The sequence below is a fragment of the Nonomuraea terrae genome (assembly GCF_044465245.1).
GTDB classification, from domain to species: domain Bacteria; phylum Actinomycetota; class Actinomycetes; order Streptosporangiales; family Streptosporangiaceae; genus Nonomuraea; species Nonomuraea terrae.
Map to the genome: position 1 here is coordinate 774,745 of NZ_JBITLL010000002.1, position 12,511 is coordinate 787,255.

At 73.3% G+C, this 12,511-nt stretch carries 15 protein-coding genes; 8 read left to right on the plus strand and 7 right to left on the minus strand.

Features of this window, described 5'->3' with window-relative positions:
- Positions 1-15: 15 nt before the first annotated feature.
- The 6 genes from ACIBP6_RS09965 to ACIBP6_RS09990 all read right to left on the minus strand — a co-directional run bounded on the left by ACIBP6_RS09965 (position 16) and on the right by ACIBP6_RS09990 (position 6,055).
- Positions 16-888 (minus strand): pentapeptide repeat-containing protein, encoded by an 873-nt coding sequence (locus ACIBP6_RS09965; RefSeq protein ID WP_397050633.1) that lies wholly within the window; start codon positions 886-888, stop codon positions 16-18.
- A gap of 46 nt (positions 889-934) precedes the next feature.
- On the minus strand, positions 935-1,699 hold the full coding sequence (locus ACIBP6_RS09970; protein ID WP_397050635.1) for a GNAT family N-acetyltransferase: 765 nt from the start codon (positions 1,697-1,699) through the stop codon (positions 935-937).
- Between the two features lie 40 nt (positions 1,700-1,739).
- Positions 1,740-2,459: a polyprenyl diphosphate synthase gene (uppS, locus tag ACIBP6_RS09975; RefSeq protein WP_397051497.1), complete on the minus strand. Its 720-nt coding sequence runs from the start codon at positions 2,457-2,459 to the stop codon at positions 1,740-1,742.
- A gap of 149 nt (positions 2,460-2,608) precedes the next feature.
- On the minus strand, positions 2,609-3,574 hold the full coding sequence (locus tag ACIBP6_RS09980; RefSeq protein ID WP_397050637.1) for a small ribosomal subunit Rsm22 family protein: 966 nt from the start codon (positions 3,572-3,574) through the stop codon (positions 2,609-2,611).
- Between the two features lie 280 nt (positions 3,575-3,854).
- The gene (locus ACIBP6_RS09985) at positions 3,855-5,354 is read right to left on the minus strand and encodes an FGGY-family carbohydrate kinase (RefSeq protein WP_397050639.1); all 1,500 of its coding nucleotides are present in this window, start codon (positions 5,352-5,354) and stop codon (positions 3,855-3,857) included.
- Positions 5,355-5,473: 119 nt separating this feature from the next.
- Entirely contained in the window at positions 5,474-6,055 is a 582-nt protein-coding gene (locus ACIBP6_RS09990; protein WP_397050641.1) for a TetR/AcrR family transcriptional regulator, read from the minus strand.
- Between the two features lie 75 nt (positions 6,056-6,130).
- On the opposite strand from ACIBP6_RS09990, the gene ACIBP6_RS09995 reads away from it, so the two are divergent.
- The 8 genes from ACIBP6_RS09995 to ACIBP6_RS10030 all read left to right on the plus strand — a co-directional run bounded on the left by ACIBP6_RS09995 (position 6,131) and on the right by ACIBP6_RS10030 (position 12,073).
- The gene (locus ACIBP6_RS09995) at positions 6,131-7,096 is read left to right on the plus strand and encodes a DsbA family protein (RefSeq protein ID WP_397050643.1); all 966 of its coding nucleotides are present in this window, start codon (positions 6,131-6,133) and stop codon (positions 7,094-7,096) included.
- A 300-nt stretch (positions 7,097-7,396) separates the two neighbouring features.
- Complete coding sequence (locus ACIBP6_RS10000) at positions 7,397-8,302, plus strand: alpha/beta fold hydrolase (protein ID WP_397050645.1); 906 nt, start codon at positions 7,397-7,399, stop codon at positions 8,300-8,302.
- Positions 8,303-8,421: 119 nt separating this feature from the next.
- Entirely contained in the window at positions 8,422-8,853 is a 432-nt protein-coding gene (locus ACIBP6_RS10005) for a hypothetical protein (protein ID WP_397050647.1), read from the plus strand.
- A gap of 255 nt (positions 8,854-9,108) precedes the next feature.
- Positions 9,109-9,552 carry a GNAT family N-acetyltransferase gene (locus tag ACIBP6_RS10010; RefSeq protein ID WP_397050649.1) on the plus strand — a complete coding sequence of 148 codons (444 nt, stop codon included), beginning with the start codon at positions 9,109-9,111 and terminating at the stop codon, positions 9,550-9,552.
- A gap of 184 nt (positions 9,553-9,736) precedes the next feature.
- Positions 9,737-10,369, plus strand: a complete 633-nt coding sequence (locus ACIBP6_RS10015) for a GNAT family N-acetyltransferase (protein ID WP_397050651.1) — start codon at positions 9,737-9,739, stop codon at positions 10,367-10,369.
- The gene (locus ACIBP6_RS10020) at positions 10,366-10,692 is read left to right on the plus strand and encodes an MmcQ/YjbR family DNA-binding protein (RefSeq protein ID WP_397050653.1); all 327 of its coding nucleotides are present in this window, start codon (positions 10,366-10,368) and stop codon (positions 10,690-10,692) included. The genes ACIBP6_RS10015 and ACIBP6_RS10020 overlap by 4 nt, the downstream gene beginning before the upstream one ends.
- 173 nt (positions 10,693-10,865) lie before the next feature.
- Positions 10,866-11,138, plus strand: a complete 273-nt coding sequence (locus tag ACIBP6_RS10025) for a hypothetical protein (protein WP_397050655.1) — start codon at positions 10,866-10,868, stop codon at positions 11,136-11,138.
- A gap of 89 nt (positions 11,139-11,227) precedes the next feature.
- Positions 11,228-12,073 (plus strand): LLM class flavin-dependent oxidoreductase, encoded by an 846-nt coding sequence (locus ACIBP6_RS10030; protein WP_397050657.1) that lies wholly within the window; start codon positions 11,228-11,230, stop codon positions 12,071-12,073.
- Between the two features lie 93 nt (positions 12,074-12,166).
- Here ACIBP6_RS10030 and ACIBP6_RS10035 read toward each other — a convergent pair whose 3' ends face one another.
- Positions 12,167-12,511 (minus strand): DUF4180 domain-containing protein, encoded by a 345-nt coding sequence (locus ACIBP6_RS10035; RefSeq protein WP_397050659.1) that lies wholly within the window; start codon positions 12,509-12,511, stop codon positions 12,167-12,169.

Sequence of the window (12,511 nt, forward strand, 5' to 3'; positions counted from 1 at the left end):
GCGCGCGCGGCCGGGTCAGCGGCGGTTGCGGCGCCCTGAGGGACGGCGGCGGGGGCCGGCGGGGCGCGAGGCGGTGTCCGGCCAGTGGGCGGGACGGGTGAGGGCGGCGGGCAGGCGCGTGGCATTGTCGCCCCGGGCGGCGTTCACCTGGGGCTGGGTGAGGAAGATGCCGCCGGTCAGGTCGGCGCCGGACAGGTCGGCACCCCGCAGGTCGGCTCCGATGAGATCGGCCTGCCGCAGGTCGGCGCCGCGCAGATCGGCCCCGATCAGGTACGCGCCGCGCAGGTTGGCCCCGCGCAGGTCCGCCCCGCGCAAGCGGGCCCCGATCAGGTCGGCGCCGCGGCGTTCACCGCCGCCGAGCCCGGCCCGCGCCAGCTCGCTCGTCCGCAGCAGCAGCTCGTTGACCTCGGCCCGGTGCGCCGCCACGTCGAGCTTCTCCAGCACGGCCGCGCTCTCCCGGGTCAGCCGCTCGGTCCGGTCGAGCGCGTCGGCCAGCGCCGGGCGGATCGGCCGGGCGGCCTCGATCTCCAGGGCCTCCGCCAGATACCACAACAGCTCGTGCAGCTGCCGCATGACGGGGAAGACGGCGTACATCTGCCGCGCCGACCCGGGGGCCTCGCGCCAGCTGCGCCCCTCGAACGTGACCTGCGAGACCTTCTGACCGGCGCCGAAACAGTCGAACACCGTGCACCCCGGGAAGCCGCGCGGCCGCAGCTCGGCGTGGATGGCGCAGCGGAAGTCGTCGCGCAGGTTGCGGCACGGCTGCCCGGCGTCCTTGTCGGCGGCGAAGTCGGCCGAGGCCGAGAACGGCAGCGCGACGCAGCACAGCCCGAAGCAACTCTCGCAGTCGGCCAGCAGGCCGAGCTCGCGTGGGTTCGTCCCCGGCAACGTGTCGATCTCCTCAGGAGTGGTGGGTGCGGCAGGTCAAGGGTACTCACGCGTGGACGTACGGCGTCGTCGTGGTGAGCGGCGCGAAGCCCAGCCGCTCGAGGATGGGGCGGCTCTGGCCGGAGGCGTCCACCTGCAGGTATCGGTGGCCGCGGGCGACCGCCTCGCGGGCCCGGTGGGCCACCAGCGCCCGGTAGACACCCTTGCCCCGCCACTCCGGCGCGGTGCCGCCGCCCCACAGGCCGGCGAACCGGGTGCCGGGGTGCAGGTCCATGCGGGCGGCGCTGACGGGGACGTCGCCCGCCATGGCGAGGACGGCGACGACGGAGCCGGCGGCGAGCTGCTCGGGCAGGCGCGCCCTGATGTGGTCGCCCGGGCCGAAGGCGAGCTCGTGCACGCGGGCCACCAGCTCCACGTCCTCGGGCCCCGTCACCGGGACGAGCCGGACGCCGTCGGGGAGCACGACCTCCCCCGCGACCGTCGCGGCCTCGGCCACCATGAGCGTTTCGGCCGGCTCGGGGACGAAACCGGCGGCCAGCAGGCGCCTGTCGAGGTCGGCCGGCCGGTCGTGGCCGTACAGCTTCCACTCGAACGGACGCCCGAGCGCGCCGAAGTAGCGCACCTGCTCGGCGATCGCCGCCTCCGCGCGGTCGTCGTCGAGGTCGGACCAGATGACGCCGTTCCAGCCGTGCTCGGGGCCGACGTGGCGCACCACGTCACCGGCGCGTTCGGCGCGGGCGCCGGGGCCGTCGGGGGCGGACTCCCGGCGCAGCTCACGGTCGAACAGGGCCAGCACCTCATCGTGATTCATCCGGACACCTCACCAGCAGGTGTGTCCTCGTGGCAAACGGTTATCCGCCGTAGCGCCGCTGGCGGGCGGCGAAGCTGCGCAGCGCCCGCAGGAAGTCGATCTCGCGGAACGCCGGCCAGTACGCCTCGCAGAAGTACAGCTCGGAGTAGGCCGACTGCCACAGCAGGAAGTTGGACATGCGGTGCTCGCCGCTGGTGCGGATCACCAGGTCGGGGTTGGGCTGCCCGGCCGTGTACAGGTGGCGGGTGATGTCGTCGGCGGTCAGCGTCGCGGCCAGCTCGTGCATCGACTGGCCCGCCTCCGCCCGCTCGTACAGCAGCTCGCGCATGGCCTCCACGACCTCCTGGCGGCCGCCGTAGCCGATGGCGAGCGTGAGGTGGAATCCGGTGGTGCAGGTGCGGGTGGCCTCGACGGCGCTCTTGAGCGCCCGCGCCGTGGTGTCGGGCAGGAGGTCGAGCATGCCGGCGACGTGGACCTGCCAGTGGGAGTCCGGACGGTCGAACTGCTCGCTGACCATCTCCTCGAGCACCTGCAGCAGGAGGGCCACCTCCTCGTCGTCGCGGTGCTGCAGGTTCTCCGTCGAGCACAGGAACACGGTCACGTGGCTGATGCCCAGGCCCTCACACCACGACAGCACGTGCCTGATGTGCTCGGCGCCGTACTTGTGGCCCATGCTCGGGTGGGCCAGGCCCATCTGCCTGGCCCAGCGCCGGTTCCCGTCGGCGATCAGGCCGACGTGGCGGGGCAGCGGGCCGGCCATCACCTGGCGGCGCAGGCGCCGGGCGTACAGGGAGTGAAGGAGGTCAGTGTGCACACTTCCAGAATGGACCCGGTGCGGCACTGGAATCTGATCTTTCCTGATTTCCGATGCCGAGACATGTGATCGTGTGACGGGCGGTGCGCGGGGCGTCACCGCGGCGGCCAGGCGTCGCCCCATTCCACGTCGCGGGCGGCCCGGTAGAGGTCTCCCTGCCGTTTGGAGACGATCACGTCGCTGAGGCCGTCGTCGCTGCACAGGCGCAGGGAGACCACGCCCTTGCGCTTCTGCGGATGGCGCAGGACGCGCCCTTCGGGACGCGGCCCCGGGACGGCCGCGGCGGCCACGTACGAGAACTTCTCGTCCTCGAAGCTCAGCGTTCCTGCCTTGACGCGGCGGTGCAGGGGGCTCCTGGGGAGGCGTACGGAGAAGTGGCACCAGTCGCGGCCCGGCTCGATCGGGCAGCGGCCGTCGTGCGGGCAGGGGGCGAGCACGGTCAGCCCCGAGGCGGTCAGGACCTCGCGCGCCGCGGCGACCGTGGCGTAGCCCACGGGAGTGCCGGGCTCGACGATCACGACCATGGCGGCGTCCGCGGCCAGCCACCGCACGACCTGCGCCTGCTCCGCCTCCGGGAGCTCCCCCAGCGCGTACGACATGGTGACCAGGTCGGCGGCGGGCCGGTCGAGGCCGGGGCGGATGGCCGCCTGCCGCCACGTGGTGCCGTCCAGCGTGCGGGACGCGCGGGCCAGGCGCCTGCCGAGGTCGATGACGTGCGGGTCGTGCTCGATGACGGTGATCTTCTCGACCGACGGCCACACCTCGGCCGCCGCCCAGATCGCGGCGCCGGTGCCGCCGCCGGCGTCGAACTGGCTGCGCGGCGCGAACCCCGGGCTCAGCGCCGCCGCCCGCCGCAGGGCCGTGGCGGCGGCGGCGTAGGTGGCGGGCATGCGGTACGCGGCGTAGGCGGCGACGTCGGCGCGCGAGCGCAGATGGTTGCCACCGGTCGAGATGCCGGTGCGGTAGCGCTCGGTGAGCCGGGCCGTCGCCTCGGCCAGCTCCTGCGGCGTGAAGCGGGTCAGGGCGCGGTCGAGCGCGGTTCTGAGATCTTCGGGAAGCATGGCTGGATCCACCCAGGACGACGTGTTGAGGACGGGACGGGACGGGACGGCACCGGGCGGCCGCGACGGGCGACCACGACGGGCGACCACGACGGGCGTCCGTGACGCCGGGCGCGCGCCGGCGATCGGCTAGCGCGTGCGGTGCCCTCGCCAGGAAGCGGCGAAGACCTTGCCGAGACGCATGCGAACCCCCTCGATCGTGCCCTGGTCACCGGGCGGAGACGACCGTACCAATCATGCGCCACCATGCACGCCCCCACCACCGCCTTCGTGCCGGGAGTCAGTCCTGTGCGCCGCGCCAGGCGTCCAGACGGGCGTGGACGTCCCGCAGCGCCTCGTACGAGCTGGTGTAGACGTCGTAGAGCGGGTCGAGCAGGTCGGCGCGGGCCGGATCGGGGTCGAACACGCGGTCGACGAGGACCGCTGCGCGGGTGGCGGTGGTGATGTCCGGGTGGAGCCCCGCGCCGACGGCGCCGAGCAGGGCCGCGCCGAGAACGGCGCCGTTGTCGCGGGCCGTCAGCCGGGCGACGGGGCGGCGCAGCACGTCGGCGAAGATCTGCGCCCAAAGGTCGCTGCGGGAGCCGCCGCCGGACAGGGTGACGGTGTCCAGCGGGGCGCCGCAGGCGGCCTCGACCGCGGCCAGCGCCTGGCGGCCGGACATGGCGACCCCTTCCAGGACCGCCCGGGACAGATGGGCGTCCGTGGTCTCCGCGCCGAGCCCGAGGAACGCGCCGCGTACGGCGGAGTCCCACAGCGGGGCGCGTTCGCCGAGCAGGTGAGGGGTGAAGACCACGCCGGAGGCGCCGGGCGGCGCGCTCGCGGCGGCGTCCAGGACCTCCGGCACGCTCAGGGATCGAGCCCGGCTCCACCAGGAGAGCGCGTCGCCTCCGGCCTGGGTCGGGGCGGCGTGCACGTACAGGCCGTCGGTGCGCGGGAAGGTGACCACGCCACGGTTCGGCAGGCTATGCCGGGAGGCGCCCGCGACGATGAGGGAGGTGCCGCACGACAGGAGGGCGCGGCCGGGCTCGGTGGTTCCCGAGCCGAAGACGGTGCCGAACGCGTCCATGGTGCCGGTCACCGCGGGGACCCGCCCGAGGCCCTGCGCGGTCACGGGCCCCAGGGGCGAGGCGGGGGCGGCCAACGGCGGCAGCCGCTCGGCGAGCCCGTCGACCAGGGCGATGGCTTCTGGCGCGTACCGGTCGCCGGAGCCGTCGACCAGGCCGACGGAGGACAGGCCGTCGCTGCTGACCGTGCCGGTGAGCCGGGCGTTCACCCAGTCCTTCGGGCTGAGCACCCAGCGGGTACGGGCCCACAGCTCCGGATGGCGGCGGGCGAACCACGCGGCGCGGCAGACCAGCCGGGAGGCGTCCAGCGTGATCGGGCCGCCCCAGATGCGGGTCTTGTCCTCGGCGGTGAACCGTCCGTCGAGCTCCCGTGCGACGGCGGCGCAGCGCTGGTCCTGCCAGGTGATGGCGGGGGCCAGCGGGCGCAGCTGATCGTCGGCGAACACATGGGTGTTGACCTGGCTGACCAAGCCCACCGAGCGGACGTCTCCGCCCGGCACCCCGTCGAGGACCGCGGCGATGCCACGCAGGCAGCCGTCCCACCAGTCGCCGGGGTCCTGCTCGGCGTACCCGGGGCGGGGGCGCGCGGTGGCATGGCCGACGGTGTGTGCGCGCAGCAGCGCGCCACCTGCGGTGAACAGGGCGGTCTTGACCGCGGTGGTGCCGACGTCGATGCCGAGGATGAGATCGCGGGAGCGTCCCTGGCTGGCGTTCATGACCGGGAGGTTAGCGCCGTCCCCACACCTGCCGGAAAGGCGGCACAGCCCCTCCCCCACGCACGCCACCGCACAGCCCGGCTCACGCCGGCCCCTTCACGGCGGCGGCCGGGAGCGCGTCAACCATGCGGGGCGGGTGCGGAGGCGGTGCGGAAGAGGCGCCAGCAGGCCAGCGCGGCGTCCCCGGGCCCGCCGGGCTGCCCGGCCGACACCCAGTGGGCGATCACGCCGACGAGGGCGCCGGCCAGGTAGGCGGCGTGCACGTCCGCCGGCACGTCGTCCCACCCCGCGGGCCGCCGGCCGCCGGAGAAGCGCCCGGCGAGCTCGGCGGTGAGGCGTTCGCGCAGGCGGGCGGCGAAGCGGGCGCTGCCGTGGGGGCCGAGCATGCGCGTGTACAGGGTCGCGGCTCCCGCCACGTGCTCGAACAGCTCCCGCAGCGGGCCCGGGACGCGGTCGCGGGGCGCGTCGAGCGGGCACAGGGCGGCGGCCCGCGCGACCGCGGCGACGGCGTCCTCCATGGCGTCGGTCACCAGGGCGTCCACGTCGGGATAGTGCAGGTAGACGGTCGCACGGTTCACCTCCGCGCGCTTGGCCAGCGCCGACACCGTGATGGACGCGAGCTCCTGCCGCGCCGCCAGGTCGAGCACGGCGGCCTTGAGCCGGGCACGGGTGCGCTGCGCGCGAGGATCATCCGGGTTCACACCGGCCACTATACGACAGCCATCGCTTAAACGACACCTGTTGACTAATCGACATTTGTCGCTTAAAGTACGGGCATGATGATCGAGATTTGGGCGGACGTCGTCTGCGGGTGGGCCCACATCGGCAAGCGGCGGATGGAGAAGGCCCTCGCCTCCTGGGGCGGCGAGCCGATCGAGGTGGTCTGGCGGCCGTACCAGACCGACCCGATGGCGCCCGTCCACTCGGAGCCGCTGGAGCAGGCGCTGCGCGACCCGATCGCCGACGGCGCGCTGCGGGCCTGCGTGCCCGGGCTCTCCCCCGCCGAGAGCCGCGCGCGTGCGGCCGACGCGGCCGCCGCGGAGGGGCTGGGCCCGCGTTGGGGCGCCGAGTGGCGCCCCAACACCGTGCGGGCGCACCAGCTGATCGCGCTGGCGTACGAGAAGGGCGGCGCGGAGTTGCAGGGCCGCGTCGTGGAGCGGGTGCTGAACGCCCACTTCGTACAGGTCCGCGACATCGGCGACCCGGCCGTGCTGTCCGAGATCGCCGCCGCGGAGGGGCTCGCCGACGATCTCGCCGGCACCGGCCCGGAGGCGGTGCGGGAGCTGCTGCTGACCGGCAAGGCCAAGGGCGTGCGCACGTCCCCCACGATCGTCGCGAACGACCTCGCGCTGGAGGGCGCGCAGCCGCCGGAGGCGATCAGGGAGTTCCTGCAGGACGCGAGCCGGCACACGCCGCGCCGGCTGCCCGCCGAGGTGGTGCGGCTGCGCCACGCCGAGTCGCTGCTCGACCAGCGCGACCCGCTCGGCGCGCTCACACTGCTGCGGCCCCTGCTGGACGAGCACGGCGCCGACCGGGGCGTGCGCATGCTGGCCGCCCGGGCGTACTTCGCTTCGGCCCAGCTCAACCGGGCGCGCACGGCACTGGAGACCCTCGTGGCCGAGTCGCCCGACGACTCCTACGCCCGCCACCTGCTGGGCCGTACGCTGCAGCGCCAGGGCCGGCACGACGAAGCCGCCTCCCACCTGACCCTGGCCGCCGCCATGACCCCCGACTACGCCTAGCGAGTTCAACACTCGGCGTTCGGCGTCCCGGCCGGGCGCCCGCGCCAGTCGCGGGCGGCCGGCCGAATGGTGCGGCCTTCCGCGACGGCGTCGCGGAAGGCCTGGGCCACGAGCCGCCCTCCTGACTCCTGTGCGTCGCGGCCGTCGTCGTCCCGGCAGTTCGTCTCAGGGCGCCGCCTGATGGTCCGCGATCAGCCGGAGACGGCACGATGAATGGTGCGCATTCGTGTCGCTGTGGCCTTCGCTGCGCCCACGGTGAACGGGCACGCGTCTGCCCGAGGCCCCGGTTAGCGTGCGGGCATGCCGATGATCGACGAGCTCGCGATCGCGTACGAGGAGTGCGGGCCCCCGGCGCCGGCCGGCACCGTGGTGCTCGTGCACGCCGCCGTGGCCGACATGCGCATGTGGCACCACCAGTTCCGCGGCCTGGCCGAGCGTTACCGGGTGATCCGCTACGACTGGCGCGGCCACGGCCGCTCCGGCGACCCGGACCGCGAGGTCTCTCACCACGAAGACCTGCTCGCCGTCATGGACGCGCTGAAGGTCGAGCGTGCCGCGCTGGCCGGCTGCTCGATGGGCGGCGCGTACGCCGTCGAGGCGGCGCTCGCCGCGCCTGACCGGGTGGCCGGGCTCGCGCTGATCTGCTCCGGGCTGAGCGGGCACGTCTGGCCGCAGGAGATGCTGGAGCAGGCGCGTGAGCGCGTCCACTCGTCGGTGCCCGCCGAGCGCCTGGCCCGTTACCGCGCGGGGTCCGCCGGTCACGTCGATCCGGCGGACGCACAGGCCATGGCGGAGGCGCACACGCTGTGGCAGGTCGCCGGTCCCGGGCGCGATCGCGACGCGCTCCCCGACACGGTGTGGGAGGAGGCGGTGGACATGTGCCGGCTGATGTTCGAACGCTCCTGGTCCGGCCCCCGGGCCCCCGAGCGGTACCTCGACCCTCCGGCCGCCGGGCGGTTGCACGAGGTCGCCGCACCCACACTCGTGATCAACGGACTGTCGGACGTGCCAGGCATCCAGGAGGTCTCGGGCCTGCTCGCCGACGGCATCCCCGGCGCCCGCCGCATCGACCTCCCGGAGACGGGACACCTCCCGCCCCTGGAACGACCGGTTGAGGTCACGGAGGCGCTGACGACGTTCCTCCGCGAGGCGGTCTTCAGCCCTGAAACCGGATGTCGCACACCCGAAGCCCCTCGTCGTGCATAGCGCCCAGCAACGGCGCATGGGGCGCGACCTCCGCGCGAAGCCTGGCGACGGCACCGGAAGCCGCCTGCGGGCGGCCCGGACGGCGCACCACCACGACACACCAGACCATCAGGACGATCATGACGCAGATCATCGCCGAGCTTCTGGATCGGCAGGAGATTCTGAAGTACCTCACCGGCATCGCGGACGTGGAGGAGGAGTCGGATGTCTATGACATCGACACCGACGGCTGGATCGAGACTGGCGACAACGGAATCGCGATCGAAATCGACAGCGAAAGGTGCCTGATCAAATACGAGCTCTGGGACGGGGCGCCACCGCCGCTCGACTCCTGGGATCGGAGCTGGTCCGGAAGCGTACGCTTCGCCTCCGGGAAGGTGTGCACCCTGAGCGACTACGACGGCAACACGGCTTACGGAGAAGAGTCCCTGGGCCGCCGGAGCACGCTCTGGCAGGTGACCATCCATCGCAAGGCGCTCGGCCACGAGGAGTTCACGCCTGACCTCGTCGGCGTCACCCTGCTGAAAGCACAGTTCTGGCCCGCGTCTTGAGCGACGAGACCAGAAAGGACCGTCGCCGGCCCTGCAGACGACAGCAGTGAGCACAACGTGCCCTTTCATCGTGTGGGCCGCCAGCGCGCAAAGGTCGAAGGCTGACGAGACGTTCAACGTCAGGGCGTGCCGTCTGGCCAGCTTCTCGTCGATCTTGGCCGACCCGGAAAGGACGGGCCGTCCTGCGGGCACGTCCCTCCCCTGCATAGGCTCGGACAGGTCATTTCACGCCGAGAACAGCAGGGAGCCCGATAAGTGGTGATCATCGCCCAGGAGACGTCCTTCGACGAGGCCGAGGTGTTCGAGCTCTACGACTCGGTCGGCTGGCACCCGTGGACGGGCGACGTCGCCCGGGTGTGCCGGAGTCTGGCCAACTCGCACCTGGTCATCACCGCGAGGGACGAGTCGGGCAAGCTGCTCGGCCTGGCGCGGACGGTGTCCGACGACGAGATCGTCTGCTACGTGCAGGAGTTGCTGGTCAACGCCCGGCACCACGGCAAGGGTGTCGGCCGCCGGCTGCTGGAGCACCTCAAGGATCGGTACGCGCACTGCCGCTACTTCGTCCTCACCACCGACCACGAATCCACCCCGGAAGGCCCCGCGAACCATTCCTTCTACCGCCGCCTCGGCCTGATCGAGCACCACGAGCAGGGCCTGTCGGCCTTCGCCCTCCGGGTGCGCGACCCGCGCAGCCTCTAGACCCGCCGGGCCGGTATTCGCGCGTCGGTACGACTGCCCGCGCGCCTCCGCCGCACGTTGGTGCAGGTCCATCGGAGAACAGGGACAGGAGCGACGGATGCCTGTTCTCGTCGCGGCGGCCTGTGCACGCAGCCGCGAAGCGAACGTGGCGACCGGGAGGCCGGCGCCTTTACGATGTAGATTTATGCCGTCTCTCGCCGAGTTTCTCGCCGATGCGCAGCGTGGGTGCATGCCGGTGGCCGACGGCGGGGTGACCGTGGTCCCCCAGCCGTCGCCGCGGGACCTGGGTGTGCTGGCGTTCACCGCGCACTCGGTGGTGTTCGCCGACGTGGAGCCGGAATGGGTCCATGAGCGGCTCCCCGCCGACGATCTGTCGGCGCCGCTGTCCCCGCCGTTTCTCCAGGATCTGGCCGTACGTACGCGGCGTCACGTGGGCACCATCGATCTTCTCGTCCTGGCCGCGCCGGTCTCCGGCCCGGCGCCACTGCCGCTGCGGGAGGTCACCGGAGACGGGCATCCGCGGGTGGAGCGGGCGTGGCGCCATCGTGACGCGGTGCGGGTGTGGGCCGCCGAGGGCGGGGTGGTCACCGTCGGACGCGGTGTGGCCGGCCGCTGGGAGGTGGCGGTCGAGGTCGATCCTGGCCACCGGGGCCGCGGCCTGGGCCGGCTGCTGGCCGAAGCCGCTCGCCGTCTCTGCCCCGGCCCGGTCTGGGCCCAGATCGCGCCTGGCAACGCCGCGAGCGTGCGGGCGTTCCTCGCGGCCGGGTACGTTCCCCTTGGCGCCGAGGCGCTGCTCACCGATCAGGAGGTCACGTGATCACTTCCGACGACGTGCGCCGGCTGGCGCTCGCGCTGCCCGAGACCACTGAGGGCAAGCATTTCCGGAACACCGCGTTCAAGGTCCGCGGCAGGAGCTTCGCCGGGCTGGAAGGCGACACGCACGTCACGCTCTCCCTGGGCGAGGAGGAGGTACGGGCGGCCGTCGCGGACGAGGCGGGTGTGGCGGAGATCCGGCGCTCCGACCGGCCCATCGGGATCCGCGTTGACCTGGCGGCGATCGCGCCGGAGCGCCTCGCGCGCCTGGTCGAGCTGTCCTGGCAGCACGCGGCGCCCAAGCGGCTGGTGGCCGGGGATCAGTAACCCCTCTCCCCTCACCCTCATCGGCCTTCGCTTCTCACCGGGGCTGATGGCCGCGGGCGACGGGACCGGTGGCGCTCTCAGCTCGGCGAGAAGCGGGCGTGGCGCTGCCGTGGTGACACAAGATCGCTACGTATAGTGATGGCCGACGTCATTCCGTGACCCCAGGGGGAGATATGACAAGGAGCCTCATCGCCGCCGGCGGTGCGCTGCTCACCGCGGCCGCGCTGTTCGGATCTGCCGGCCCCGCCGCCGCCGACGACGAATGGCACGACCGGAGCCACAAGAACTCGCACCACTGCGGTCTGTGGATCAGCGACGACCGCAGCTTCGACTTCGTCACCAAGGACGGCATCTTCACCGGCAAGCGCGACTCCGACGCCTGCAAGGACGGCTGGAAGCACACCCACCACGACGACGACAAGAAGTGGGACTGGCACGACGACTGACCTTCCGCCACACCCCCGGTCCCGGCGCCCACCCCTGGGCGCCGGGACCGGCGCCTTTCCCCCTGGACCCGCCGAGATAGCCTGACCTGGTGCGACTCGGTGTGAACGTCCCCAACTTCGGTCCCGGCACCGACCCCGCGACGCTGCGGCGCTGGGCGCTGACCGTCGAGGGGCTCGGGTTCGACCTGCTGATGGTCTCCGACCACATAGCCGTCACCCCGGACGTGGCCGAACGGTATCCGGCGCCGTTCTACGACCCGTTCACCACGCTCGCCTGGCTGGCAGGCACCACCCGCATCGGGCTCGGCACCACGGTGCTGATCGTCCCCTACCGTCACCCGCTGCTCGTGGCGCGCATGGCGGCCAACCTCAACGACCTCAGCGGCGGCCGGTTCGTGCTGGGCGTCGGGGTCGGGTGGGCGCGGCAGGAGTTCGGCGCCCTGGGGGTGCCGTACGAGCGGCGCGGCCGTCTCACCGACGAGTACCTGACCGCCATCCGGGCGGCGTGGGCCGACGAGCGCGACTACCGTTCCGGCGGCATCCCCATCTGGGTGGGCGGCGGGAGCGAGGCGGCCCTGCGCCGGGCGGTGCGGTTCGGCCGGGCCTGGCATCCGCTGCGCAACACGCTGCCCTGGCTGCGCGAGACCTGGCCGCGGGTGCGGCAGATCGCCGGGGAGATGGGCCGGCCGGTGCCCGAGTTCGCGCCCAGGATCCTGCTGCGGGTCATGGAGTCGCCGGTCACCGGGCCCGACCGGCGCGCCGGCGAGGGCACGATCGAACAGGTCGCCGCCGACCTGGGCGAGCTGCGCCGGCTCGGCGCCACGACGGTGGTGCTCGACCCCTACCACGAGGACCCTGGCGAGACCCTCCATCCGGAGGCGGCCTGGGAGATGCTCGCCGCCGTCCGCGTCGCCGCTGACGGCCCGCTGCCGTGAAGAGTCGCCCCGCAGGGGAGGCAGGTGCCGCGGGCGTGGCCGGTGCTGGGGCCGGACGAGGTCGCGGTACGGCGGAGCACGGCGCGTCGTGACCTACGCCCGGCGGGACGCCAGCTCCTCCAGGTCGCGGACGAACCACAGCTGGTCGCCGCGGTTGGCCTCCCCGGCCCAGGCGCGCAGGGCCGAGCTGGCCGCCGTGTGGCGCGAGATGTCGCCCACGATCGCGAGCCCGAGGCGGTAGTTGGCGAACTTCTGCACGATCTCGCCGGCCACGCCGGTGCTGAGGGCGAAGAAGTCGTCGTGCAGCCGCTCGGCGGGGACGGCCACCCAGGTGGCGCCGTGGCCCCAGGCGTCGCCGATGAGGTCGAGCGCGTGGCGGGTCTCGCGCAGGGGCTCGCCGTGCGGGTCGCATACGAGGACGTCGGCGGGCAGTTCCAT